General features: G+C 72.2%; 23 protein-coding genes. 9 read left to right on the plus strand and 14 right to left on the minus strand.

Annotation, left to right across the window (positions count from 1 at the left end; translation table 11 throughout):
• Positions 1-32 precede the first annotated feature (32 nt).
• Positions 33-1454, plus strand: a complete 1422-nt coding sequence (lpdA, locus tag ACFQZ6_RS29400) for a dihydrolipoyl dehydrogenase (RefSeq protein WP_381614942.1) — start codon at positions 33-35, stop codon at positions 1452-1454.
• A gap of 16 nt (positions 1455-1470) precedes the next feature.
• On the opposite strand, the gene ACFQZ6_RS29405 is transcribed toward lpdA, so the two are convergent.
• Complete coding sequence (locus tag ACFQZ6_RS29405) at positions 1471-1842, minus strand: ArsR/SmtB family transcription factor (RefSeq protein WP_381614945.1); 372 nt, start codon at positions 1840-1842, stop codon at positions 1471-1473.
• 57 nt (positions 1843-1899) lie between these two features.
• Between ACFQZ6_RS29405 and ACFQZ6_RS29410 the strand changes: the two genes are divergently transcribed.
• The 3 genes from ACFQZ6_RS29410 to ACFQZ6_RS29420 all read left to right on the plus strand — a co-directional run bounded on the left by ACFQZ6_RS29410 (position 1900) and on the right by ACFQZ6_RS29420 (position 5975).
• The gene (locus tag ACFQZ6_RS29410; protein ID WP_381618736.1) at positions 1900-3831 is read left to right on the plus strand and encodes a heavy metal translocating P-type ATPase; all 1932 of its coding nucleotides are present in this window, start codon (positions 1900-1902) and stop codon (positions 3829-3831) included.
• 145 nt (positions 3832-3976) lie between these two features.
• Positions 3977-5467 carry an AlkA N-terminal domain-containing protein gene (locus ACFQZ6_RS29415; protein ID WP_381614948.1) on the plus strand — a complete coding sequence of 497 codons (1491 nt, stop codon included), beginning with the start codon at positions 3977-3979 and terminating at the stop codon, positions 5465-5467.
• A gap of 19 nt (positions 5468-5486) precedes the next feature.
• Positions 5487-5975 (plus strand): methylated-DNA--[protein]-cysteine S-methyltransferase, encoded by a 489-nt coding sequence (locus ACFQZ6_RS29420; RefSeq protein ID WP_381614951.1) that lies wholly within the window; start codon positions 5487-5489, stop codon positions 5973-5975.
• A gap of 7 nt (positions 5976-5982) precedes the next feature.
• On the opposite strand, the gene ACFQZ6_RS29425 is transcribed toward ACFQZ6_RS29420, so the two are convergent.
• Positions 5983-6669 (minus strand): TetR/AcrR family transcriptional regulator, encoded by a 687-nt coding sequence (locus ACFQZ6_RS29425; RefSeq protein ID WP_381614953.1) that lies wholly within the window; start codon positions 6667-6669, stop codon positions 5983-5985.
• A 94-nt stretch (positions 6670-6763) separates the two neighbouring features.
• Here ACFQZ6_RS29425 and ACFQZ6_RS29430 point away from each other — a divergent pair, with 94 nt between their 5' ends.
• Both ACFQZ6_RS29430 and ACFQZ6_RS29435 read left to right on the plus strand, forming a co-directional pair.
• Complete coding sequence (locus ACFQZ6_RS29430; protein WP_381614956.1) at positions 6764-7486, plus strand: NAD(P)-dependent oxidoreductase; 723 nt, start codon at positions 6764-6766, stop codon at positions 7484-7486.
• A 27-nt stretch (positions 7487-7513) separates the two neighbouring features.
• Entirely contained in the window at positions 7514-8005 is a 492-nt protein-coding gene (locus ACFQZ6_RS29435; protein WP_381614959.1) for an NUDIX domain-containing protein, read from the plus strand.
• Between the two features lie 21 nt (positions 8006-8026).
• Here the strand turns inward: ACFQZ6_RS29435 and ACFQZ6_RS29440 are convergent, their stop codons facing one another.
• Positions 8027-8227, minus strand: coding sequence for a DUF2191 domain-containing protein (locus ACFQZ6_RS29440; protein ID WP_381614962.1), 201 nt, complete (start codon positions 8225-8227; stop codon positions 8027-8029).
• Between the two features lie 81 nt (positions 8228-8308).
• Between ACFQZ6_RS29440 and ACFQZ6_RS29445 the strand changes: the two genes are divergently transcribed.
• Complete coding sequence (locus tag ACFQZ6_RS29445) at positions 8309-9058, plus strand: SIR2 family NAD-dependent protein deacylase (protein WP_381614965.1); 750 nt, start codon at positions 8309-8311, stop codon at positions 9056-9058.
• Between the two features lie 130 nt (positions 9059-9188).
• Positions 9189-10340, plus strand: coding sequence for a glycerate kinase (locus ACFQZ6_RS29450; protein WP_381614967.1), 1152 nt, complete (start codon positions 9189-9191; stop codon positions 10338-10340).
• A 186-nt stretch (positions 10341-10526) separates the two neighbouring features.
• Here the strand turns inward: ACFQZ6_RS29450 and pssA are convergent, their stop codons facing one another.
• The 9 genes from pssA to ACFQZ6_RS29495 form a co-directional block, all read right to left on the minus strand.
• Positions 10527-11378, minus strand: a complete 852-nt coding sequence (pssA, locus tag ACFQZ6_RS29455) for a CDP-diacylglycerol--serine O-phosphatidyltransferase (RefSeq protein WP_381614969.1) — start codon at positions 11376-11378, stop codon at positions 10527-10529.
• On the minus strand, positions 11365-12021 hold the full coding sequence (locus ACFQZ6_RS29460) for a phosphatidylserine decarboxylase (protein ID WP_381614972.1): 657 nt from the start codon (positions 12019-12021) through the stop codon (positions 11365-11367). Before ACFQZ6_RS29460 ends, pssA begins: the two co-directional genes overlap by 14 nt.
• A gap of 171 nt (positions 12022-12192) precedes the next feature.
• Positions 12193-13398, minus strand: coding sequence for an acyl-CoA dehydrogenase family protein (locus tag ACFQZ6_RS29465; protein WP_381614974.1), 1206 nt, complete (start codon positions 13396-13398; stop codon positions 12193-12195).
• Positions 13399-13400: 2 nt separating this feature from the next.
• The gene (locus tag ACFQZ6_RS29470; RefSeq protein ID WP_381614977.1) at positions 13401-13913 is read right to left on the minus strand and encodes a MaoC family dehydratase; all 513 of its coding nucleotides are present in this window, start codon (positions 13911-13913) and stop codon (positions 13401-13403) included.
• A 4-nt stretch (positions 13914-13917) separates the two neighbouring features.
• On the minus strand, positions 13918-14880 hold the full coding sequence (locus ACFQZ6_RS29475; protein ID WP_381614979.1) for an HpcH/HpaI aldolase/citrate lyase family protein: 963 nt from the start codon (positions 14878-14880) through the stop codon (positions 13918-13920).
• Positions 14877-16925, minus strand: a complete 2049-nt coding sequence (locus ACFQZ6_RS29480; protein WP_381614981.1) for a protein meaA — start codon at positions 16923-16925, stop codon at positions 14877-14879. Before ACFQZ6_RS29480 ends, ACFQZ6_RS29475 begins: the two co-directional genes overlap by 4 nt.
• Before the next feature lie 10 nt (positions 16926-16935).
• Positions 16936-18273 carry a crotonyl-CoA carboxylase/reductase gene (ccrA, locus tag ACFQZ6_RS29485; RefSeq protein WP_381618739.1) on the minus strand — a complete coding sequence of 446 codons (1338 nt, stop codon included), beginning with the start codon at positions 18271-18273 and terminating at the stop codon, positions 16936-16938.
• A gap of 387 nt (positions 18274-18660) precedes the next feature.
• Positions 18661-19476, minus strand: a complete 816-nt coding sequence (locus ACFQZ6_RS29490; RefSeq protein WP_381614984.1) for a TetR family transcriptional regulator — start codon at positions 19474-19476, stop codon at positions 18661-18663.
• Between the two features lie 160 nt (positions 19477-19636).
• Positions 19637-21433 (minus strand): 3-hydroxyacyl-CoA dehydrogenase family protein, encoded by a 1797-nt coding sequence (locus ACFQZ6_RS29495; protein ID WP_381614987.1) that lies wholly within the window; start codon positions 21431-21433, stop codon positions 19637-19639.
• A 380-nt stretch (positions 21434-21813) separates the two neighbouring features.
• On the opposite strand from ACFQZ6_RS29495, the gene ACFQZ6_RS29500 reads away from it, so the two are divergent.
• Complete coding sequence (locus ACFQZ6_RS29500; RefSeq protein ID WP_381614990.1) at positions 21814-22389, plus strand: adenylosuccinate lyase; 576 nt, start codon at positions 21814-21816, stop codon at positions 22387-22389.
• Positions 22390-22417: 28 nt separating this feature from the next.
• Here ACFQZ6_RS29500 and ACFQZ6_RS29505 read toward each other — a convergent pair whose 3' ends face one another.
• Both ACFQZ6_RS29505 and ACFQZ6_RS29510 read right to left on the minus strand, forming a co-directional pair.
• On the minus strand, positions 22418-23992 hold the full coding sequence (locus ACFQZ6_RS29505) for an alpha/beta hydrolase (protein WP_381614993.1): 1575 nt from the start codon (positions 23990-23992) through the stop codon (positions 22418-22420).
• Between the two features lie 139 nt (positions 23993-24131).
• Positions 24132-25190: an Rv2578c family radical SAM protein gene (locus ACFQZ6_RS29510; protein ID WP_381614996.1), complete on the minus strand. Its 1059-nt coding sequence runs from the start codon at positions 25188-25190 to the stop codon at positions 24132-24134.
• Between the last annotated feature and the right edge of the window lie 113 nt (positions 25191-25303).

Below are 25303 nucleotides of genomic sequence, written 5' to 3' on the forward strand. Positions count from 1 at the left end.
CGTTCCCGCCGTACCGAAAGGGATCGCAACGCATGGATGAGCAGGACGAGCAGGACGAGCACTTCGACGTCGTGGTCCTCGGGGCGGGCCCCGGCGGCTATGTCGCCGCCATCCGCGCCGCCCAACTGGGCAAGCGGGTCGCGGTGGTGGAGGAGAAGTACTGGGGCGGCGTCTGCCTGAACGTCGGCTGCATCCCCACCAAGGCCCTGCTGCGCAACGCCGAACTCGCGCACCTCGTCACCCGCGAGGCCAGGACCTTCGGCATCCGCTCCGACAGCCCGATCACCTTCGACTACGGCGAGGCGTTCCGGCGCAGCCGCAAGGTCGCGGACGGCCGGGTCAAGGGCGTTCACTACCTGATGAAGAAGAACAAGATCACGGAGTTCGACGGCCGCGGCACCTTCCTCGGCCCGCGCACCCTCCAGGTGGCCGGTTACGACGGCTCCACCCGGACCATCGGCTTCGATGACTGCGTCATCGCCACCGGCGCCACCCCGAGGCTGCTGCCCGGCACCAAGCGCAGCGCCCGCGTGGTGACGTACGAGGAGCAGATCCTCGCCGAGGACCTGCCGGAGTCGATCGTCATCGCGGGGGCCGGGGCGATCGGCGTCGAGTTCGCGTACGTGCTGCACAACTACGGCGTGAAGGTGACGATCGTCGAGTTCCTGGACCGGATGGCGCCGCTGGAGGACGCCGAGGTCTCCGCGGAGCTGGCGAAGCAGTACCGCCGCCTCGGCATCGACGTGCTGACCTCCACCCGCGTCGACGCGATCGACGAGTCAGGACCGCGGGTGCGGGTCACGGTCACCGCGAAGGACGGCTCGCAGCAGGTGCTGGAGGCCGACAAGGTGCTCCAGGCGATCGGCTTCGCGCCGAACGTCACCGGCTACGGCCTGGAGAGCACCGGCGTCCGGGTCACCGAGCGGGGCGCGATCGACGTCGACGGCCGCTGCCGCACCTCCGTGCCGCACCTCTACGCCATCGGGGACGTCACCGCCAAGCTGATGCTGGCGCACGCGGCGGAGGCGATGGGCATCGTCGCCGCCGAGACGATCGCGGACGCCGAGACGATGGAGCTGGACTACGCGATGATCCCGCGCGCCACCTTCTGCCAGCCGCAGATCGCCAGCTTCGGCTACACCGAGGCCCAGGCGCGCGAGCGCGGGTACGACGTCCAGGTGGCGAAGTTCCCGTTCACCGCCAACGGCAAGGCGCACGGCCTCGGCGACGCCACCGGCTTCGTCAAGCTGATCAGCGACGGCAGGTACGGCGAGCTGCTGGGCGGCCATCTGATCGGCCCGGACGTCACCGAGCTGCTGCCCGAGCTGACCCTGGCCCAGCAGTGGGACCTCACCGTCCACGAGGTCGCCCGCAACGTGCACGCCCACCCGACGCTGAGCGAGGCCGTGAAGGAGGCGGTGCACGGGCTGTCCGGCCACATGATCAACTTCTAGCGGCCGGTGGGACGGTCTACGGGCGCTCCTCCGCCGCGTCGCTGATGCCGAGGCGGAGGTGCTCCACGTGGTAGACGGCCTGGTCGAGGAGTTCCGCGACATGGTGGTCGTGCAGCGCGTAGACGACCGAACGGCCGCGCCGCTCACCGACCACCAGGCCGAGGTTGCGCAGCAGGCGCAGTTGGTGGGAGCAGGCGGACTGCTCCATGCCGACCTCCGCCGCCAACTCGGTGGCGGGCAGCGGGCCTTCCCGCAGCCGGGCGAGGATCAGCAGCCGGGACGGGGTGGACAGGGCCTGGAGGGTGGTCGCCACTTTGGCGGCGTTGCCCTCGTCCAGGCGTAGGCGCTCGGCGGTGTCCTGCGCTGCGGTGACGGCTCCGTGACCCATGACCGGTATCGTACCGGTCGCATATGAACGCATGAATGAGTCTTCATGCGTTCCTGTATGGTGGGCCCCGTGTCAGCGACCCTCGCCCCCCGCCCGGCCCCCGCCCGCACCGCGCCGGAGGCCCCCCGCCGCCGTACCCGCGTCCTCGCCCTGCCCGAGGCCCGCTGGGCGCTCGCGGCGCTGGTGGCCTTCCTGCTCGGACTCGCCCTCGACCTCGGCGGCGCGCCGGTGTGGGCGTCCGCGCCCCTGTACGCGGTCGCCTACGCGACCGGCGGCTGGGAGCCCGCCCTCGAAGGGCTGCGCGCCCTGCGCGAGAAGACCCTCGACGTCGACCTGCTGATGATCGTCGCCGCGCTCGGCGCCGCCGCGATCGGGCAGGTCCTCGACGGCGCCCTGCTGATCGTCATCTTCGCCACCTCCGGCGCCCTGGAGGCGCTGGCCACCGCCCGCACCGCCGACTCCGTGCGCGGCCTGCTCGACCTCGCCCCCACCACCGCCACCCGCGTCACCCCCGACGGCGCCGAGGAGACGGTCCCCACCGCCGACCTCGCCACCGGCGACACCCTGCTGATCCGCCCCGGCGAGCGCGTCGGCGCCGACGGCACCGTCCTGGACGGCACCAGCGAGGCCGACCAGGCGACCATCACCGGCGAACCCCTCCCCGTCGTCAAGCGTCCCGGCGACGAGGTCTTCGCCGGGACCCTCAACGGCACCGGCGCGCTGCGCGTCCGCGTCGACCGCGACCCCGCCGACTCCGTCATCGCCCGCATCGTCACCCTGGTGGAGGAGGCGTCCCGCACCAAGGCGCCGACCCAACTGTTCATCGAGAAGGTCGAACAGCGCTACGCCGTCGGCATCGTCGTCGCCACCCTCGCCGTCTTCGGCGTCCCGCTCGCCTTCGGCGAGGACCTCACCGACGCGCTGCTGCGCGCCATGACCTTCATGATCGTCGTCTCGCCGTGCGCGGTCGTCCTCGCCACCATGCCGCCGCTGCTCTCCGCCATCGCCAACGCCGGACGGCACGGCGTGCTGGTCAAGTCGGCCGTCGCCATGGAACGCCTCGGGGAGATCGACACCGCCGCCCTCGACAAGACCGGCACCCTCACCGAGGGCGCCCCCGAGGTGACGGACGTACGACCGCTGCCCGGCTCCGGCCTGGACGCGGACGCCCTGCTCACCCTCGCCGCCGCGGCCGAGCACCCCAGCGAGCACCCGCTGGCCCGCGCCATCGTGACCGCCGCCCGCACCCGGGGCCTGCCCCTGCCCACCGCCGACGACTTCACCGCCACCCCCGGCCAGGGCGTCACCGCCACCGTCGCCGGGCACGTGGTGACCGTCGGCCGAGCCGCGCGGCCCGCCTCCGACGCCGCCACCGTCGTCGAGGTCACCCGCGACGGCACCCCCGTCGGCACCCTCGCCCTCACCGACCGCCTCCGCCCCGACGCCGCCGCGACCACCGCCGACCTGACCGCGCTCACCGGCACCGCGCCCACCCTCCTCACCGGCGACAACGCCCGCACCGCCGCGCTGGTCGCCGAGGCCACGGGCATCACCGACGTGCGCGCCGGTCTCCTCCCCGAGGACAAGGTGAACGCCGTACGGGACCTGGAACGGTCCGGCCGGAAGGTGCTGTTCGTCGGTGACGGCGTCAACGACGCGCCCGCCCTCGCCGCCGCGCACTCCGGCGTCGCCATGGGGCGCGCGGGCAGCGACCTCGCGCTGGAGACCGCCGACGCCGTCGTCGTACGCGACGAACTCACCGCCGTCCCCGCCGTCGTCCGCCTCTCCCGCACCGCCCGCCGCCTGGTCGTGCAGAACCTCGTCATCGCGGGCACCTTCATCGCCGTGCTCGTCGTCTGGGACCTCGCCGGACACCTGCCACTGCCGCTGGGCGTGGCGGGCCACGAGGGCTCCACGGTCCTGGTCGGCCTGAACGGGCTGCGACTGCTGCGGGAGTCGGCGTGGCGGTCGGTGGCTGGGGAGGGGTGACGGGGTGATCGGTGGCGGGGGAGCCGTGAGGGGGCGGTCGGTGGCGGGGGAGCCGTGAGGGGGCGATCGGTGGCGGGGCAGCCCACGGAAGGCTGATGTCGGATTCCCGCCAGCCCCGCCCGCGCGCGTCCCCGATCCTGGAGACATGCACCAGGGGATGCACACCGACACCGAGCGCTGCGTACGCGCCGTCCAGTCCAAGGACGCCCGCTTCGACGGCTGGTTCTACACCGCCGTCCTGACCACCGGCATCTACTGCCGACCGAGCTGCCCCGTGGTGGCGCCCAAGCCGCGCAACATGGTCTTCCACCCGAGCGCGGCGGCCTGCCAGCAGGCCGGGTTCCGGGCGTGCAAGCGGTGCCGCCCCGACACCAGCCCCGGCTCACCCGAGTGGAACCACCGGGCCGACGTCGTGGGCCGCGCGATGCGGCTGATCGCGGACGGCACCGTGGACCGCGAGGGCGTCCCCGGTCTCGCCGCCCGGCTCGGCTACAGCACCCGGCAGATCGAACGCCAGCTCCTGGCCGAACTGGGCGCGGGCCCGCTCGCCCTGGCCCGCGCCCAGCGCGCGCAGACCGCCCGGCTGCTCATCGAGACGACGGCGCTGCCGATGGCGGAGATCGCCTTCGCGTCCGGTTTCGCGTCGATCCGCGCCTTCAACGACACGGTGCGGGAGGTGTACGCACTGACACCGACGGCCCTGCGCACCCGCGCCCCCGCCCCGAGCAGCGCTCCTACGGCCAGCGCGGGCGGCACCCTGACCCTGCGGCTCCCCTTCCGCGCCCCCCTCAACCCGGACAACCTCTTCGGGCACCTGGCGGCGACCGCCGTCCCCGGTGTGGAGGAGTGGCGGGACGGCGCCTACCGGCGCACCCTCCGCCTGCCGTACGGCCACGGCATCGCCGCCCTCACCCCGCACCCCGACCACATCGCCTGCCGCCTCACCCTCACCGACCTGCGCGACCTCCCGGTCGCCATCAGCCGCTGCCGCCGAATGCTCGACCTGGACGCCGACCCGGTGGCCATCGACGACCAACTGCGCACGGACCCGCTGCTCGCCCCGCTGGTCGACAAGGCGCCCGGCCGCCGGGTCCCGCGCACCGTCGACGCGGCCGAGTTCGCGGTCCGCGCGGTGCTGGGCCAGCAGGTCTCCACCGCCGCCGCCCGCACCCACGCCGCCCGCCTGGTCACCGCGCACGGCGAACGCGTCACCGACCCGGAGGGCGGTCTGACCCACCTCTTCCCGTCGACGGAGGCGCTGGCGGCCGTGGACCCGGACGCGCTGGCCATGCCGAAGACCCGCCGCACCACCCTGACCACCCTGATCACCCAACTCGCCACCGGCGCCATCCACCTGGGCGTGGAGAGCGACTGGCCCGAGACCCGCGCCCGCCTCCTCGCCCTGCCCGGCTTCGGCCCGTGGACCGCCGACGTCATCGCCATGCGCGCCCTCGGCGACCCCGACGCCTTCCTCCCCACCGACCTCGGCATCCGCCGCGCCGCCCGCGACCTGGGCCTGCCCTCCACCCCGGCGGCCCTGACGGCACGCGCGTCGTCGTGGCGGCCCTGGCGGGCGTACGCGGTCCAGTACCTGTGGGCGACCGACAGCCACCCGATCAACTTCCTCCCCACGTAGGGAATCCCAGGGACGTTCCATGAACACGAAGCAGCACACCGTCATCGACAGCCCGTACGGCCCCCTGACCCTGGTGGCCGACGACGGGACCCTGTCCGGCCTCTACATGACCGACCAGCGCCACCGCCCCGCCGAGGAGACCTTCGGCCCCCGCTCCACCGCCCCCTTCGCGGAGGCGGAGGAACAACTGGAGGCGTACTTCGCGGGCGACCTGAAGGAGTTCACCGTCGAGCTCCGCCTGAACGGCACCCCGTTCCAACGCACCGTCTGGGCCGCCCTCCGCACGATCCCCTACGGCGAGACCCGCACCTACGGCGAACTGGCGGCCGACCTCGGCAACCCCCACGCCTCCCGCGCCGTGGGCCTCGCCAACGGGCGCAACCCCGTCGGGATCATCGTCCCCTGCCACCGGGTCATCGGCGCGAGCGGTGACCTCACGGGGTACGGCGGCGGCCTGGACCGCAAGCGCCGCCTGCTGGACTTCGAACGGGGCACGGCACTGTTCTGACCTGCCGCTACCCGCCCGGAACCTCGTCCGGGCCGAGCGCGTCGAGGATCAGGGCGAGGCCGAAGGCGAACTCGTCGGCGTAGTCGTACCCGGGCTTGAGGGCGTGTTCGGTGGCCAGTTCGGCGAGGTGGGGATAGGTGTCGGGGGGCATCGCGCGCAGCATCGCGTCGGCGACGTCGTGCAGTTCCGCCTCACCGGTGAAGGGCAGACTCAGTTCCTGTAGGACGAAGCCGTACAGGTAGCTGTCGATCAGTGAGAAGGCGTGCGCGGCCATCGGGACGGAGAAGCCCGAGCCGCGCAGGCTGCCGAGGACGGCGTCGTGGTGGCGCAGGGTCGCCGGGCCTGGCTGGGCGCGGGAGTCCATCAGGCCGACGGCCCACGGGTGACGGCGCAGGGCGGCCCGGGCCGACTCGGCGCGGTGACGCATGGCGCTCTTCCAGTCCCCGTCGTGCGGCGGCAGGTCGATCTCGGCGAACACCGCGTCCACCATGCCGTCGAGGATCTCCTCGCGGCCCGCCACATGGTGGTAGAGGGACATCGCCTCGACCCCCAGCCGCTGGGCGACGGCCCGCATGGTGAGAGCGGCGACCGAGCCCTTCTCGTCCGCCACCGCCACCGCCGTACGGATCACCCGTTCCCGGCTCAGTGGGGGACGTGCGGTCGTACGCCGCCGCCCCGTGCCCCGCTCGGGCATCCGCGCCCTCCCCTTCCGTCCGCCGCCTTGACCGCCTTACGGCATAAGGCTAGCTTGCCTTACAAGATAAGGTTGCCGGGAGTGGGGGGACGCGGTGCGGAGGATCTGTGTCATCGGGGCGTCGGGGAAGCTGGGGCAGTACATGGTGCGGCACGCGCTGGACCGGGGCTACGAGGTGGTCGGCGTGTGCCGGGAGGCCAGCGTGCCGAAGCTGGCCGCGTTCGAGGGGCGGATCACCGTCGTCCCCGGAGACACCGACGACCCCGAGGTGATCCGGCGGGCCGTCGCCGGGTGCGACGGGGTGCTGACGGTGCTGGTGCCGTGGGGGGTACAGCAGTACGCGTCGGGCACGGCGCAGGCGGTGCTCGACCACGCTCCGCCGGGCGCCCGGCTGGTGTTTTCCTGCGGGTGGCACATCACCCGGGACGGGCGGGACCGGTACACGTGGTGGTTCCGCGCGGCTGTCCGGATCGCCGCCGTGCTGGGCAGGCTCGTCCGCGCCGTCGAGATCGACGACCAGGTGGAGGCGTGCCGGAGGGTGTTCGCCAGCGACACCCGGTGGACCGTGGTGCGCGGCAGCAGTCTGGAGGAGGGCGAGAGCCAGGGCCTGCCGGTGTGGAGCCAGCACGTGGGCGACCCCGTGCTGGCCAGCAACCGCACCCGCCGTGTGGACTTCGCGCTGTTCATGGTGGCCGCGCTCACCGACGACACCCTCGTCCGGGAGGCCCCGGCGATCGTAGGCCGACTCACCCCCAGCGCGCTCGCGCACGCGTCCGTTCCCCACGAAAGCGTGGATCGGCCCAAGTCAGCGGGCTGACGGGGCCGCGCTGGTTACCCTTCCAGGGTGACGACCTTGGACTACGCCACGTACATCGCCAGTCTGCCGCGCGTCCTCGCCGGTGCCGCCGTGCTGTTCCGCGACCCGGAGGGCCGGGTACTGCTCGTCGACCCCAACTACCGCGAGGGCTGGGCGCTGCCGGGCGGCACCGTCGAGTCCGACGACGGGGAGACCCCACGGCAGGGCGCGCGCCGGGAGACGGCCGAGGAGATCGGCCTGGACGTCGAACTGGGGCGCCTGCTCGCGGTGGACTGGGTGCCGGGCGCCGGTAGGCCACCCGTGGTGGCCTACGTCTACGACGGCGGGGTGCTCAGCGAGGACGACCTCGGGTCGATCCGCCTCCAGGAGGAGGAACTGCTGTCCTGGCGCCTCGTCCCGCGCGCCGACCTGCTCGCCCACCTGCCGGGCGCGCTGGGCCGCCGCGTCCTCGCGGCCCTGGACGCGGTCAACTCCGGCGCGGGCACGGTGGAACTGGAGAACGGCTACCGCGTCGGCTGACGAGCGGTCCGCTCAGCCCGCTCAGCCTTCCACGTCACGTGGCTTCAGCTCCACCGCGCGCAGCTCCTCGTCGCGCTGCGCGACCCGCGCCTCGGTTCGGTGACCCCGCTCGATGTAGTCGCGCACCACCAACTCGACGGCGTCCTGCGGGCTGCCGACGCCGGACAGCACCATGGCTTCCACGACGAGATCGGCATCGAGGGACACGGAGACCTTTGCCATGGGCGGACCCTAGCACCGAGATCCACACCGGTGTGATTATCCGTTCGCGGCTTCTTCAGGGCCCGCCCTACCCTCGGCGTCATGAACAAGCCCATGGTCGCCCTCCTCAGCGGCGCCGGTATCTCCACCGACTCCGGCATCCCCGACTACCGCGGGCCCAACGGGCTGTGGCGGCGGGAGCCGGACGCCGAGAAGCTCGTGACGTACGACTCCTACATGGGCGATCCCGAGATCCGGCGCCGGTCCTGGCGGATGCGGCGGCGCGACGGCGCCCTCGGGGCCGAGCCGAACGCCGCGCACCGGGCGGTGGCCGAGCTGGAGCGGGCCGGGGTGCCGGTGCGGGTGATCACGCAGAACGTGGACGGGCTGCACCAGCTCGCCGGGATGCCCGCCCGCAAGGTCCTCGAACTGCACGGCAGCGCGCGGAGCGTGGTGTGCACCCAGTGCCACGCCCGCAGCGCCATGGTGGACGCGCTCGCGCGGGTGGACGCCGGGGAGGACGACCCGGCGTGCCTGGAGTGCGGCGGCATCCTCAAGCCCGCGACGGTGATGTTCGGTGAACGCCTCGACCCGGTCGTCCTCGGTGACGCCCTCGCCATCTCCAAGGCGTGCCAGGTCTTCGTCGCCGTGGGCACCAGCCTCCAGGTGCAGCCCGCCGCCGGGCTCGCCGGGGTCGCCGCCGACCACGGCGCCCGGCTGATCATCGTCAACGCCGAGCCGACGCCGTACGACGACCTCGCCGACGAGGTGATCCGGGAGCCGATCGGGACGGCGCTGCCCGCGCTGCTGCGGCGACTCGCGGGGGAGGACGCCCGGACCACGTCGGACTGACGGTGTCCCGGCGTTCCACGGGCTGGGCAGGGGCATGACGGCGGGGGCGCGCTCCGGTTAGGGTCGCTGCGGCGCGACTGCCCTGACGTGCCTGACGTGCGCAGGGCTCGGAGAGCAAGGGGAATGCCAGGTGGCGGACGCAGTGCACGGGGCACGCAGGGTGCTCATCGCCGCGGACAAGTTCAAGGGCTCGCTGACCGCCGTGGAGGTCGCGCGGCGGGTCACGGCCGGGTTGCGCCGGGTCGTGCCGGACGCCGAGGTCGCCGCGCTGCCGGTGGCCGACGGCGGTGACGGGACCGTGGCCGCCGCCGTCGCCGCCGGGTTCGAGCGGCGGGAGGTGCGGGTGGCCGGGCCGCTCGGCGGCGAGGTCGACGCGGCGTTCGCGCTGCGGGACGGTACCGCCGTGGTGGAGATGGCCGAGGCCAGCGGCTTGCAGCGGCTGCCCGCCGGGGTCCTCGCCCCGCTGACCGCGTCGACGTACGGCTCCGGTGAGCTGCTGCGGGCCGCGCTGGACGCCGGGGCCCGGACCATCGTCTTCGGCGTCGGCGGGAGCGCGACGACCGACGGGGGCGCGGGGATGCTGTCCGCGCTCGGGGCGCGGTTCCTGGACGGTGCGGGGGAGCCCGTGCCGCCGGGGGGCGGCGGGCTGGCCGAGCTGGTCTCCGCCGATCTGTCCGGGCTCGACCCGCGGCTGGCGGGGGTGGAGCTGGTGCTCGCCAGCGACGTCGACAACCCGCTGACCGGGCCGACGGGCGCGGCGGCGGTGTACGGGCCGCAGAAGGGGGCCTCGCCGGACGACGTGGCGGTGCTGGACGCCGCGCTCGGGCGCTTCGCCAAGGTGCTGGAGGGCACGCCCCTGGGAGAGCGGGCCGCCGAGTACGCGCTCGCGGCCGGGGCGGGGGCGGCGGGCGGGGTCGGGTACGGGGCGCTGCTGCTCGGGGCGCGGTTCCGGCCCGGGATCGAGGTGATGCTCGATGTGCTCGGGTTCGGTGCGGCGCTGGAGCGGGCGGAGCTGGTGATCACCGGGGAGGGGTCGCTCGATGAGCAGACCCTGCACGGCAAGGCTCCCGCCGGGGTCGCGGCGGCGGCGCGGGCGGCGGGCAAGGAGGTCGTCGCGGTGTGTGGGCGGCTGGCGCTGGCGCCGGAGGTGTTGGGGCGGGCGGGGATTCGGCGGGCGTATCCGCTGACGGACGTGGAGCCGGATGTGTCGCGGTGCATCGCGGATGCGGGGCCGATTCTGGAGCGGGTGGCTGAGGGGATCGCGCGGGACTTCCTGCGCTGAGGCCCGGGTTCTTCGCCCCCGCCGCCCCTACCCGTCCCGTCCCTGGGGGCTGCCGCCCCCAGACCCCCGCTTCGGCCCCGAAAGGGCCTCGTCCTCAAACGCCGGACGGGCTGGAGAGTGCGACCGGCGCTGAAAACGGCGGCGGCCCCGAACCCCATCCCGGGTTCGGGGCCGCCGCCGTCGTGGCTACGGGAGCTGCGCCGCTCGCGCCTCGCGGCGGTTGTCGCGGAAGTTGTTCACCCGGCGGGCCGTGGCGAACAGGGGGATCACCGCGCCGGTGACCAGTTGGAGGGCGCAGCCCGTCTGGAGGAGGAGCTGGCCGCTGGGGGCGCCGAAGGCCCAGGCGGAGAGGAGGCCCATCGACAGGACGATCCAGGCGAGCATCGCCACCGCGAGGCGGCCCCGCGGCTTGGGGTACTCGACCCGGCTCACCATCAGCCAGGCGGTGCCGATGATCGCCAGCAGGGTGGCGACGAAGGGCAGCTCAAGCAGGACGATGGCGACGACCGTCAGGGCGCCGAAGGGGCTCGGCATCCCCTGGAACATGCCGTTCGTCGGGGTGACGCAGGAGAACCTCGCCAGGCGGAGGACGACGGCCAGGAGCACGACGATCGCGCCCACCGCCGCCACCCGCTGGTGGGCGTCGTCCGCGACCATGCCGTAGACCAGGACGAAGTACGCCGGGGCCAGGCCGAAGCTGATCAGGTCGGAGAGGTTGTCCAGCTCCGCGCCCATGGGGGAGGAGCGGAGCTTGCGCGCCACCAGGCCGTCGAACAGGTCGAAGACCGCCGCGCAGAGCATGAGGATGACCGCCGTGGCCGCGCTGTGGCGGGCCATGCCGGTCTCCTGGCTGCCCGTGAGGTGCGGGATCAGGATGCCGGTGGTGGTGAAGTACACCGCCATGAAGCCACAGGTCGCGTTGCCCAGGGTGAGGGTGTCCGCTATCGACAGGCGCAGAGAGAGGGGCATCTCCTCCTCTTCGTCCTCGGCGACCTCCGGCACCCAGCCCGTTTGCGTCTCCGGGTCAGTCACGGTCAATGCGAGTCACCCCAGCCACCGTCTTCTGGCCGACCTCGACCGCGACGTCCACGCCCTCCGGCAGGTAGAGGTCGACCCGGGAGCCGAAGCGGATCAGGCCGATCCGGTCGCCCTGCTCGACCTTGGTGCCCTCGGGGAGGTAGGGGACGATACGGCGGGCCACCGCGCCCGCGATCTGGATCATCTCGATGTCACCGAGTTCGGTGTCGAAGTGCCAGACGACGCGCTCGTTGTTCTCGCTCTCCTTGTTGAACGCGGGAACGAATCCGCCCGGGACGTGCTCCACGGACGTCACCGTGCCGGACAGCGGGGCACGGTTGACGTGCACGTTGAGCGGGCTCATGAAGATCGCGACGCGGGTGCGGCCGTCCTTCCACGGCATGATGCTCTGCACCACGCCGTCGGCGGGCGAGATGACCCTGCCCTGGGCGATCTCGCGCTCGGGGTCGCGGAAGAACCACAGCATCCCCGCCGCGAGCGCGGTGGCGGGGACGGCGACGGCCTTGGCCACGCCGGAGCGGCGCGCACGGGCGAGGCTGAGGGCTGCGGTGGCAACGGTCGGGAGGAGCCACGGCGATGCTCCGCGCGCGAGGCGTACGCCGGCCAGGCTGTCGCGAGGTGCAGAGGTTTGGCTGTGGGGCATGGATGACCTTCGTAGCGGATTACGCCGCGCTTCTGACGGGGGACGGCGGCTTTCCGGCGATCGTAGCGGCTAAGCGCCACAACTGGGTAAGCCCGGAAGCTGAGTCGACGGCTGGAGAGTGCCTACGGGGTGTGATCTTCTTCTCGGAGATAACACCCCGTTTCCGGACATTCAGCCCTGGAATCGATACTCTTCGAGCAGTCGGCGTCCAATGATCATTTTCTGGATCTCGGCGGTACCCTCACCGATCAGCAGCATCGGGGCCTCCCGGTAGAGGCGCTCGATCTCGTACTCCTTGGAGAAGCCGTAGCCGCCGTGGATCCGGAAGGCGTCCTCCACGACCTCCTTGCAGTACTCGGAGGCGAGGTACTTCGCCATCCCCGCTTCGAGGTCGTTTCGCTGCCCGGAGTCCTTTTTGCGTGCCGCGTTCACCATCATCGCATGGGCCGCCTCGACCTTGGTGGCCATCTCCGCCAGCTTGAACTGGATGGCCTGGTGCTGGGCGATCGGCTTGCCGAAGGTGTGCCGCTGCTGGGCGTACTGGACGCCCAGTTCGAAGGCACGCTGAGCGACGCCGCAGCCACGCGCCGCCACGTTCACGCGGCCCACCTCGACGCCGTCCATCATTTGGTAAAAACCTCGGCCGGTGACCCCGCCGAGCACCCGGTCGGCGGGAATCCGCAGGCCATCCATGATGAGTTCGGTGGTGTCCACCCCCTTGTAGCCCATCTTGTCGATCTTGCCCGGGATGGTGAGGCCGGGACGGACCTCGCCGAAGCCGGGCTCCTTCTCCACCAGGAAGGTGGTCATCGACTTGTGGGGGGCCGTCCCCTCGGGGTGTCCTTCGTCACTTCTGACCAGGACGGCCACCAGCGACGACGTACCGCCGTTGGTCAGCCACATCTTCTGGCCGTTGAGGACGTACTCCTCGCCGTCCCTGACCGCCTTCGAGGTGATCGCCGACACGTCGGAGCCGAGGCCCGGCTCCGACATCGAGAACGCGCCGCGGATGTCGCCCGCGGCCATGCGGGGCAGGAAGTGGTCCTTCTGCTCCTGCGTGCCGTGCTGCTTGAGCATGTACGCGACGATGAAGTGCGTGTTGATGATGCCGGAGACGGACATCCAGCCCCGGGCGATCTCCTCCACGCACAGCGCGTACGTCAGCAGCGACTCGCCCAGGCCGCCGTATTCCTCGGGGATCATCAGGCCGAACAGGCCCAACTCCTTCAGGCCGTCGACGATCGCTTGCGGGTACTCGTCGCGGTGCTCCAGCTCGGTCGCGACCGGGATGATCTCCTTGTCCACGAAGTCGCGGACGGTGGACAGGATCTCCTGCTGGACGTCGGTCAGACCGGCGGTCTGGGCGAGGCGGGCCATCGTTACTTCCCCTGTTCCTTCAGTTCGGGGCGGCCCGGCTGCTCGCCGCCGCGCGCCTTGATGTACGTCTCGGTCGGCACCATCACCTTGCGGCGGAAGACGCAGACCAGGGTGCCGTCCTGCTTGTATCCCTTGGTCTCCACGTGCACGATGCCGCGGTCGTCCTTCGACTTCGACGGCCACTTGTCCAGCACGGTCGTCTCGCCGTAGATGGTGTCGCCGTGGAAGGTCGGGGCCACGTGCCGCAGCGACTCGATCTCCAGGTTGGCGATCGCCTTGCCGGAGACGTCCGGGACGGACATGCCGAGCAGGAGCGAGTAGACGTAGTTCCCGACGACGACGTTCTTGCCGAAGTCCGTCGTCCGCTCCGCGTAGTTGCTGTCCATGTGGAGCGGGTGGTGGTTCATGGTGAGGAGGCAGAAGAGGTGGTCGTCGTACTCGGTGACCGTCTTGCCCGGCCAGTGCTTGTAGACCGCCCCGACCTCGAACTCCTCGTAGGTGCGCCCGAACTGCATGGCCTTACGCCTCCGGAATCTCGAACGTGCTGGTCCGCCGCATTCCGGCGGCGCGGCCCTTGCCCGCGATGACCAGCGCCATCTTGCGGCTGGCCTCGTCGATCATCTCGTCGCCGAGCATCGCGGAGCCCTTCTTGCCGCCCGCCTCGGAGGTGTAGTAGTCGTACGCGTCCAGGATCAGCTCGGCGTGGTCGTAGTCCTCCTGGGACGGCGAGAAGATCTCGTTGGACGCCTCGACCTGGCCGGGGTGCAGCACCCACTTGCCGTCGAAGCCGAGCGCGGCGGCGCGCTGGGCGACCTCGCGGTAGCCGTCGACGTTGCGGATCTGGAGGTAGGGGCCGTCGATCGCCTGGAGGTTGTTGGCGCGGGCGGCCATCAGGATCTTCATCAGGATGTAGTGGTAGGCGTCCGCCGGGTAGCCGGGCGGCTGCTCGCCCACGACCAGCGACTTCATGTTGATGGACGCCATGAAGTCGGCCGGGCCGAAGATGATCGTCTCGACGCGCGGGGACGCCTGCGCGATCTCGTTGACGTTGTTCAGGCCCTGCGCGTTCTCGATCTGCGCCTCGATGCCGATCCGGCCGACCTCGAAGCCCATCGTCTTCTCGATCTGGGTGAGCAGCAGGTCGAGGGCGACGATCTGCTGGGCGTCCTGGACCTTCGGCAGCATGATGCAGTCCAGGTTCGGGCCCGCGCCCTCGACGACGGTCACGACGTCGCGGTACGTCCACTCGGTGGTCCAGTCGTTGACGCGCACGACGCGGGTCTTGCCGGTCCAGTCGCCCTCGTTGAGGAACTTGACGATGGTGTGCCGGGCCTCCGGCTTGGCGAGCGGCGCGCAGGCGTCCTCCAGGTCCAGGAAGACCTGGTCGGCGGGGAGGCCCTGGGCCTTCTCCAGGAAGCGCGGGTTGGAACCCGGTACCGCCAGGCAGGAACGCCGGGGGCGAAGGCGGTTGACCGTGGTCATGCGGGGACCTCCAGGGGGTCGAGCTTGTTGGCTGTGCGGATCTCGTCGACGATGCGGCCGATGATGCCGGTGATGTCGAAGTCCTTCGGGGTGAAGACCGCGGCCACTCCGGCGGCCCGGAGCTGTTCGGCGTCACCGTTCGGGATGATGCCACCGGCGATCACCGGGATGTCTGTGGCACCTGCCACACGCAGCCGTTCGAGTACGTCCGGCACGAGCTGGGCGTGCGAACCGGACAGGATGGACAGGCCGACCGCGTGCACGTCCTCCGCGAGGGCGGCGTCGACGATCTGCTCCGGGGTGAGCCGGATGCCCTGGTAGACCACCTCGAAGCCCGCGTCCCGCGCGCGTACGGCGATCTGCTCGGCGCCGTTGGAGTGCCCGTCCAGGCCCGGCTTGCCGACCAGGAACCGGAGCTTGCCGACGCCGAGGTCCCGGGCGGTGGCGTCCACCCTGCGGCGGACGTCGGCCATCGCCGTGCCCTCCTCGGCGGTCACCGCGACCGGCGCCGAGGAGACCCCGGTGGGCGCCCGGAACTCGCCGAACACCTCGCGCAGGGCGCCCGCCCACTCGCCGGTCGTCACGCCCGCGCGGGCGCACTCCAGGGTGGCCTCCATCAGGTTGTCGGTGCCCTTGGCGGCCTCCTTCAGCCGCTCCAGCGCCTTGCAGGGGCGCGGGTGGTTGAAGGGCGGCTGGTAGCGGGTGTCCCGCCACTCCTGGAGGGCGGCGACGACGCGGGCCTCCACCGCCGGGTCGACCGTCTGGATCGCGGTGTCCAGGTCGGCGGTGAGCGGGTTCGGCTCGGTCGTCTCGAAGATGTTGACGCCGACGATCTTCTCCTGCCCGGACTCGATCCGGGCCCGGCGCTCCGCGTGGGAGGCGACGAGCTGCGACTTCAGGTAGCCGGACTCGACGGCCGCCATCGCGCCGCCCATCTCCTCGATGCGGTCCATCTCGGCGAACGCCGCGTCGACCAGCTCGTCCACCTTCGCCTCGATCACCTTCGAGCCCTCGAAGATGTCGTCGTACTCCAGCAGGTCGCTCTCGTGGGCCAGCACCTGCTGGATGCGCAGGCTCCACTGCTGGTCCCAGGGGCGCGGCAGGCCGAGCGCCTCGTTCCAGGCGGGGAGCTGCACGGCACGCGCGCGTGCGTCCTTGGAGAGGGTCACCGCCAGCATCTCCAGGACGATCCGCTGGACGTTGTTCTCCGGCTGCGCCTCGGTCAGCCCGAGGGAGTTGACCTGGACGCCGTACCGGAAGCGGCGGTGCTTGGGGTCCTCGATGCCGTACCGCTCATGGGTGACGCGGTCCCAGATGCGGCCGAAGGCGCGCATCTTGCACATCTCCTCGATGAACCGGACGCCCGCGTTCACGAAGAAGGAGATCCGGCCCACCACGTCGCCCATGCGCTCCTGCGGCACCTGTCCGGAGTCGCGTACGGCGTCCAGGACGGCGATCGCCGTGGACATCGCGTAGGCGATCTCCTGGACCGGCGTCGCGCCCGCCTCCTGGAGGTGGTAGCTGCAGATGTTGATCGGGTTCCACTTGGGCAGGTGGGAGACCGTGTAGGCGATCATGTCGGTCGTCAGGCGGAGGGAGGGCCCCGGGGGGAAGACGTGCGTGCCCCGGGACAGGTACTCCTTGACGATGTCGTTCTGGGTGGTGCCCTGGAGCCTGGTGACGTCCGCGCCCTGCTCCTCCGCGACGACCTGGTAGAGCGCCAGCAGCCACATGGCGGTGGCGTTGATGGTCATCGAGGTGTTCATCTGCTCCAGGGGGATGTCCTGGAAGAGACGGCGCATGTCCCCGAGGTGCGCGACGGGCACCCCGACCCGGCCCACCTCGCCGCGGGCGAGGACGTGGTCGGAGTCGTAGCCGGTCTGGGTCGGCAGGTCGAAGGCGACCGACAGTCCCGTCTGGCCCTTGGCGAGGTTGCGCCGGTACAGCTCGTTGGACGCCTCCGCCGTGGAGTGACCGGCGTACGTCCGCATCAGCCACGGACGGTCCCTTTCCTTGCGCGCCTGCGGCGTCTGACGCTCTGTCATCGACCGGCCCTCAGACGTTCCGGAAGCGGTTGATGGCGTCCAGGTGCCGGGCGCGCATCTCCTGGTCGCGCACGCCGAGCCCTTCCTCGGGCGCGAGGCAGAGCACGCCGACCTTGCCCTGGTGGGCGTTGCGGTGCACGTCGTGCGCGGCCTGGCCGGTCTCCTCCAGGGCGTAGACCTTGGAGAGCGTCGGGTGGATCTTGCCCTTGGCGATCAGGCGGTTGGCCTCCCACGCCTCGCGGTAGTTGGCGAAGTGGGAGCCGATGATCCGCTTCAGCGACATCCACAGGTAGCGGTTGTCGTACTCGTGCATGTAGCCCGAGGTGGAGGCGCAGGTGGTGATGGTGCCGCCCTTGCGGGTGACGAAGACGGACGCGCCGAAGGTCTCGCGGCCGGGGTGCTCGAAGACGATGTCGATGTCCTCGCCGCCGGTGAGTTCGCGGATGCGCTTGCCGAAGCGCTTCCACTCCCTGGGGTCCTGGGTCTGCTCGTCCTTCCAGAACCGGTAGCCCTCGGCGTTGCGGTCGATGATCGACTCGGCACCCATGGACCGGCAGATCTCCGCCTTCTGCGGCGAGGAGACGACGCAGATCGGGTGGGCGCCGCCCGCCAGCGCGAACTGGGTGGCGTACGAGCCGAGGCCGCCGCTCGCGCCCCAGATCAGCACGTTGTCGCCCTGCTTCATCGCCGCGCCGTTGCGGGAGACGAGCTGCCGGTAGGCGGTGGAGTTGACCAGCCCGGGCGCGGCGGCCTCCTCCCAGGAGAGGTGGTCCGGCTTCGGCATGAGCTGGTTGGACTTCACGAGCGCGATCTCGGCGAGGCCGCCGAAGTTGGTCTCGAAGCCCCAGATGCGCTGCTCGGGGTCGAGCATGGTGTCGTTGTGGCCGTCGGAGGACTCCAGCTCGACGGAGAGGCAGTGCGCGACGACCTCGTCGCCGGGCCGCCAGGCGTTGACGCCGGGGCCGGTGCGCAGCACGACGCCCGCGAGGTCGGAGCCGATGATGTGGTACGGCAGGTCATGGCGCTTGGCGAGGTCGTTGGTGCGGCCGTAGCGCTCCAGGAACCCGAAGGTGGACAGCGGCTCGAAGATCGAGGTCCACACCGAGTTGTAGTTGACCGAGGAGGCCATGACGGCCACCAGGGCCTCGCCAGGGCCCAGTTCGGGCAGCGGCACCTCGTCCAGGTGCAGCGACTTGCGGGGGTCCTTGTCGCGGGTCTCGAGGCCCGCGAACATCTCCGTCTCGTCCTTGTGCACGGTGATCGCGCGGTACGACTCGGGGAGCGGCAGGTTGGCGAAGTCGGCCGGGGTGGAGTCGGGCGACTGGATCGCGGCCAGGATGTCCTTCACGGTCACGGTGTTGCCTCCGGCGATGAGCGCCCTGAGGGAGGGGCGCTGAGGGTTACGTCGGTGCTGCTGAGGGGTTTTTCCGCAGGTGCCGTCGGTTCGGCGGGTGGTGCTGTTCGGCAGCGCTTTGTGGCGCGGGAGGGTGCCTGTGACGCAGGCGTCCGGGGCGCGGGGTCAGCCCGCGGGGACAGCCCGGACACCTTCAACGTATGGCACACCGTGTCACCTGGCAAGGCACTGAGTGCCAGAAACTGCTCTCAGATGAAATCTTTACGTAACAAATGAGCGATGATCGATCGAACCGGGGTGGAGGACTGGTGGAAAACGGCTCGGGAGACACCAAAACGGCCACCCCGAAGGGTGGCCGTCGTCACAGGTGCGCAGGGGTGGTCAGCGGGACTTCAGGGCCTCCTCGATGGTCCGCATGACCTCGTCCAGCGGGGCGTCGGTGCGGGCCACCGTGACCAGCACCTCACCGTGCGCGGAGACCGCCGCAGGGGCGGTGGCGGACCGGGGCGCGGTGGAGCGGCCGACGCCGATGCCCGCGCCGAAGGTCTTGCGGACGATCGCGAAGGCGTGGTCGAGCTGTGCCTCCACGTCGCCCTGGCCGTCCGCCCGCAGCCAGCGCCGCAGCACGTGGTTGTGGGCGGTGACCACGGCGGACGCGGCGACCTCGGCGAGCAGCGGGTCGTCGTTGGCGTCGTCGTCGTGCGCGTGCTCGTCGAAGTGGCCGAGCAGGTAGCGGGTGAAGAGTCGTTCGTAGCGGGCCACCGAGGCGATCTCCGCCTCGCGCAGGGTGGGCACCTCGCGGGTGAGCTTGTAGCGGGCGACCGAGATCTCCGGCCGGGCCGCGTACATCCGCATGACCTCCTTGATGCCACGGCACACCGTGTCGAGCGGGTGCTCGTGCGCGGGCGCCGCGTTCAGCACCGCCTCCGCCCGGACCAGGGTGTCGTCGTGGTCGGGGAAGATCGCCTCCTCCTTGGAGCGGAAGTGGCGGAAGAAGGTGCGGCGGGCCACCCCGGCCTGGGCGGCGATCTCGTCGACGGTGGTCGCCTCGTACCCCTTGGTCGCGAACAGCTCCATGGCCGCCGCCGCCAGCTCCCGGCGCATTTTCAGCCGCTGGGCGGCGGCACGGCTGCCCGCGGCGGTCTCCGGAGCGTCGGACGTGGCGGAGGTACGGGTGGACTTGGCGGGCTGGGACATGACCCGAACGTACTGCATGTCCGCGGCCTGGTGCGCAGGTCCGGGCTTTCCCGCGCCCTCCGCGGGCGGGGGAGCGCCGGGTGCGGCGGGGGCGGGGCGGCTGCCCGGATCGAGCAGTCCGCCCCACTCCGCGCCCGCGCGGAACCAGTCGCCGGGCCGGTCACCGCCGGGCATATTCGCGGAAGCCGCGGCCCGTCTTGCGGCCGAGGCAGCCCGCGGCCACCAGGTGCTCCAGGAGCGGTGCCGGGGCCAGGCCCGGGTCGCGGAACTCGCGGTGCAGCACCTTCTCGATGGCCAGCGAGACATCGAGCCCGACGACGTCCAGCAGCTCGAAGGGGCCCATCGGGTAGCCGCCGCCCAGCTTCATCGCCGCGTCGATGTCGTCGAGGGAGGCATAGTGGTCCTGGACCATCTTGATGGCGTTGTTCAAGTACGGGAACAGCAGGGCGTTGACGATGAACCCGGCCCGGTCGCCGCAGTCCACGGCGTGCTTGCGGATGGTGCCGCACACCTCGCGGACGGTGGCGTGCACGTCGTCGCCGGTCAGCACCGTGCGCACCACCTCGACCAGCTTCATCGCCGGGGCCGGGTTGAAGAAGTGCATCCCGATCACGTCCTGCGGGCGCGAGGTGGCGCGGGCGCAGGCGATCACCGGCAGCGAGGAGGTGGTCGTCGCCAGCACCGCGCCCGGCTTGCACACCTTGTCCAGCGCCGCGAACAACTGCCGCTTGACGTCCAGGTCCTCGGCGACCGCCTCCACGGCCAGGTCGACGTCGGCGAAGGCGTCGTAGGAGCCCGCCGGGGTGATCCGCTCCAGGGTCTGGACGGCGGCCTCCGCGGTCATCCGGCCCTTGTCCACCGAGCGGGACAGCGACTTGCCGATCCTGGCCTTCGCGGCCTGCGCCTTCTCCTCGCTGCGGGCGGCGAGGACGACGTCGTACCCGGCCTTGGCGAACACCTCCGCGATGCCCGACGCCATGGTCCCGGAACCGGCCACGCCGACCGAGCTGACCGGGCGGCCCGGCGTGAGGCCGCCGCCCGCCAGCGGTGTCAGCGCGTCCCGCACCACCGTCGCGCTGCCGGGGGCCTCGTAGGTGTAGAAGCCGCGGCCCGCCTTACGGCCCGTCAGCCCGGCCTCGCTGAGCTGCTTCAGGATCGGCGCGGGGGCGTGCAGCCGGTCCTGGGACTCGGCGTACATGGCGTCCAGGACGGTCCGCGCGGTGTCGACGCCGATCAGGTCGAGCAGCGCGAGCGGACCCATCGGCAGCCCGCAGCCCAGCCGCATCGCGGCGTCGATGTCCTCGCGGGTGGCGTAGTTGGCCTCGTACATCGCGGCGGCCTGGTTGAGGTAGCCGAACAGCAGCCCGTCGGCGACGAACCCGGGCCGGTCGCCGACCGCCACCGGCTCCTTGCCGAGCTGGACGGCGAGGTCGGTGACGGCGGTGACGGCGTCCGGCGCGGTCAGCACCGAGGAGACCACCTCGACCAGCTTCATCGCCGGGGCCGGGTTGAAGAAGTGCAGCCCGAGCACCCGCTCGGGACGCGCCGAGTCGGCCGCGAGCCGGGTCACGGACAGCGCGTTGGTGCCGGTCGCGAGGATGGTGTCCGGCCGCACGATCCCGTCCAGCTCGCGGAAGATCTGCTGCTTGACCTCGTACGACTCCGGCGCCACCTCGATGACGAGGTCCGCGTCGGCCGCGGCGGTCAGCTCGGTGGCCGTGCGGAAGCGGGCCAGGACCTCGGCGCGCTCCGGCTCCGTCAACCGGCCGCGGGCCACCGCGCGGGCGGTGGCGGACTCCAGCGCGGCGACGCACGCCGCGGTCTGGGCCTCGCTGATGTCGATGCCGACGACGTCGCGGCCCGCCTTGGCGAGCACCTCGGCGATGCCGGTGCCCATGGTGCCGAGACCGACCACGGCGATCTTCTGCAGGGAAGAGGGGGACAGGGGAGAGGCCATCGCGGGCTCCAGGAATGAGGGTGACGACTGGGAGCGCCCCGGTGCGCCGAGGGGGCGCACCGGGTGCGTGGAAGTGCTGCTGTGTGGTGCGGGTGTGGCCGGGCTGCGATGCGCACACGCCCGGTGCCGCCGCCCGCCTCGGGCGCGCACACGCCCGGCGAACGGTGATGGCCGACCGGCCCTGTCCCGGGGCCTGGGTCGTACTGCGGTACGGAGTACCGAACCGACTGCTCTCGCGGCGGCTGCGTCACCAGGCCACCACGAGGGTCCGCGAGTGGGTAACTCGCTCGTCTGAGCTTAACCGGCGAGTAACGAGCGCGCCAGTCCTTTGTCCGGGTGAGATGGGTCCCCGGCGCCGAGATCGTTTGTACCCTCGCGTCATGGACGAAGAGTTGCGATCGCTCACGGAGCGCTTACGGCGGGAGAGCGGCGACACCCCCGGGTTCGGCGCGCTGCTGGCCACCGAGGACCGCGACCGGCTCGCGGACGTGCTCACCGCCCCCGGCCAGCCGCTGTGGGCCAGGGAGCTGGCCGCGTTCCGGCTCGGCCTCGCGGGCGACCGACGGGCCTTCGAGTCCCTCGTGCTCTTCCTCAACCACCGCGACCCGCAGCGCTGCGCCTCCGCCGCGTACGCCCTCGCCCGCCTCGGCGACCCGCGCACCGCCCGCGCGGCGGCGGCCCTCGCCACCAACGAACTGCGCGTCGCCTACGCCCTGCACCCGGTACGGCTGCTGACCGCGCTGCGCGCCCCCGAGTCGGTGCCCGCCCTGATCAGCACCCTCACCCGGCGGCTGCGCCCGCACGACCCCTACCGCCGGGTCGGCCTCGCCTGCGTCGAGGGCCTCGGCGCCCTGGGCGACCCCCGCGCCCGCCCCGTCCTGGAGGCCGCCCTCGCCCACCCGGCCTTCGCGGAGGCGGCGGTACGGGCGCTGGCGCGGCTGCCCAAGAAGCGCTGAGCGGCCCCACGACGAACCCCGTGCCCCGTCAGCGGCGGAAGCCGAGCAGGCGGTGCAGTGCCGCGCCCGGCGACGCCGTGCGCCCGCCGCCGCCCAGCGGCCTCGGGTCGGGCAGCGGCGCGCACACGGCGTCCGGCTCGTCCCGGACGCCCGGGCCACCCTCGGCGGCGGGCACCGTGCCGCGCGTCAGATACGCCGTCAGGTGGCGGTCGAGGCAGCCGTTCCCGCTGAGCGTGATGCCGTGGTTGGCGCCGCCGTCCTCGACCACCAGGGCGGAGCCGTGCAGCATCCGGCGCATCCGCACCGCGCCCTCGTACGGGGTGGCCGCGTCGCCCGTCGCCTGGAACAGCAGGACCGGCGGCAGATGGGCGTTGGAGACGTCCACCGGGTCCAGCGGCCGGGTCGGCCAGAACGCGCACGGTGCGTTGTACCAGGCGTTGTTCCAGGTCATGAACGGCGCCCTCTCGTGCGCCGCCCAGTTGTCCGCGCGCCACCGGCGCCAGTCGCGCGGCCAGCGGGCGTCCCGGCACTCCACGGCGGTGTAGACGCTGTAGTTGTTGTCCCCGGCCGCGTCCACCGCCCCGAACTCCTCGTACGCCGCCAGCAGGGGACCGGCGTCCTCGTCGCGTACGTAGGCCGCGAACGCCTCGGCCAGGTAGGGCCAGTAGCCGTTGTAGTAGCCGCCCGGCAGGAAGGTGTCCTCCAGTTCGGCGGCGCCCACCTTCCCGCCCGCCGGGCGCCGCGCGAGGGCCGCCCGCAGGGCGTACCACTTCTCACCGACCGCCTCCGGGTCGGTGCCCAGACCGTAGGCCCTGTCGTGCCGGGCGACCCAGGCCAGGAACGCCCGGTGCCGGGCGTCGAAGGCGTGGTCCTGGGCGAGGTTGGCGTCGTACCAGACGCCCCGGGGGTCGACGACGGAGTCCAGCACCATCCGCCGCACCCGGTTGGGGAACAGCCGCGCGTAGACCGCGCCCAGGTAGGTGCCGTACGAGTAGCCGAAGTAGTTCAGCCGCCCCGTGCCCAGCGCCCGCCGGACCAGGTCCAGGTCCCGCGCGGCGCTGACCGTGTCGATGTACGGCAGCACGCGCGCGTACTTCCTGCCGCAGGACTCGGCGAACGCGCGGGCGCGCGCCAGGCCCGCCCGCTCGACGTCCGGCGAGCCCGGCACGGAGGCGGGCCGCACGGGGGCGAAGTGCCCGGGTCGGCAGTCCAGCGCGGGCTTGCTGGCGCCCACCCCGCGCGGGTCGAAGCCGACGACGTCGTACCGCGCCGCGACCTCCTTGGGCAGCGCGGCGGCGACGTACCCGGCGAGGGTCCGCCCGCTGCCGCCCGGGCCGCCCGGGTTGACCAGCAGCGGCCCCTCGGAGACGTGGGCGGTGTGCGGGACGCGGGACAGCGCGAGGGTGATCCGCCGCCCGCGCGGCTCGGCGTGGTCCAGCGGCACCTCAAGGGAGGCGCACTGGAGCGTCGGGTAGCGGGCGGTGCCGCACGCCTTCCAGGTGAGGCCAGCGGCGGGGCTCGCCGCGGCGGGCGCGGGTACGGCGGTGCAGGTGCCCGCCACCAGGACGGCGGCGGCGCAGAGCAGGGCTGCGCGCTTTCCCATCGGGTCCTCCCCGGGACGGAGGGGCTGCGGACCGCGCGGGTCACGGTCCTTGCCGGATCGTCCCGGGAAGGGGGAGCAGAGGAACGCGGGGCGGGCCGAGGTGACCCGATCGGGCCGCCGGATGCGCTCGAATGCCCCGTCAGATCAGCGAGAGCTGCACGGGTTCGGTCACTTCGGCCGGGGGCTCCGGCTCCGGTACCCGCCTGGGCATGGCCGCGGAGGAGGGCCCGATGCCGTACTCGCGGGCGAGGTCGTGCACCTGACGGGTGATCCGCCGCTGGTACCACTTGGGCGCGTACGCGCCGTCCGCGTACAGCCGCTCGTAGCGGCCCACCAGAGAGGGGTGGTGGCGTCCCAGCCAGGCCATGAACCACTCCCGCGCGCCCGGCCGCAGGTGCAGCACCAGCGGCGTCACGGACGTCGCCCCGCTGGCCGCGATCGCCCGCACGGTGGCCCGCAGCCGGTCCGGGTGGTCGCTCAGGAACGGGATCACCGGCGCCATCAGCACCCCGCAGCCGATGCCCCGCTCACCGAGGGCGCGGACGACGTCGAGGCGCCGCTCGGGGGAGGGCGTGCCCGGCTCCACGGTGCGCCACAGCTCCGGGTCGGTGAAGCCGACCGAGACGGAGATGCCGACGTCGGTCACCTCCGCCGCCTCGGCCAGCAGATCGAGGTCGCGCAGGATCAGCGTGCCCTTGGTGAGGATGGAGAACGGGTTGGCGTGGTCGCGCAGGGCGCCGATGATGCCCGGCATCAGCCGGTAGCGGCCCTCCGCCCGCTGGTAGCAGTCCACGTTGGTGCCCATCGCCACGTGCTCGCCCTGCCAGCGCCGCGAGCCGAGCTGGCGGCGCAGCAGCTCCGGCGCGTTCACCTTGACCACGATCTGTGAGTCGAAGCCGAGCCCGGTGTCGAGGTCGAGATAGCTGTGCGTCTTGCGCGCGAAGCAGTACACGCACGCGTGCGTGCACCCCCGGTACGGGTTCACCGTCCATTCGAACGGCATCCGGGAGGCGCCCGGCACCCGGTTCAGGATGGAGCGGGCCCGGATCTCGTGGAAGGTGATGCCCGCGAACTCCGGCGTGTCGAAGGTGCGCGTATGCACCGCGTCCGCGCCGAACAGCGCGGCGTCGGCCGCCCGGCCGTGTTCGCCGGACCCCTCGCCCTCGCCGGATCCCGTCGTGAGGTTCTCCCAGCGCATGACGCCTCCTCGGTAGCACTGGGCACAGAATAGAACATGTGTTCCCATGATCGTGTTCGGTCACTTCCGAAGCCCCGATTTGGCGGCCGGGGACCGGGGTGGTTGGCTTGCCC

Source organism: Streptomyces flavalbus (assembly GCF_042674625.1).
GTDB lineage: Bacteria > Actinomycetota > Actinomycetes > Streptomycetales > Streptomycetaceae > Streptomyces > Streptomyces flavalbus.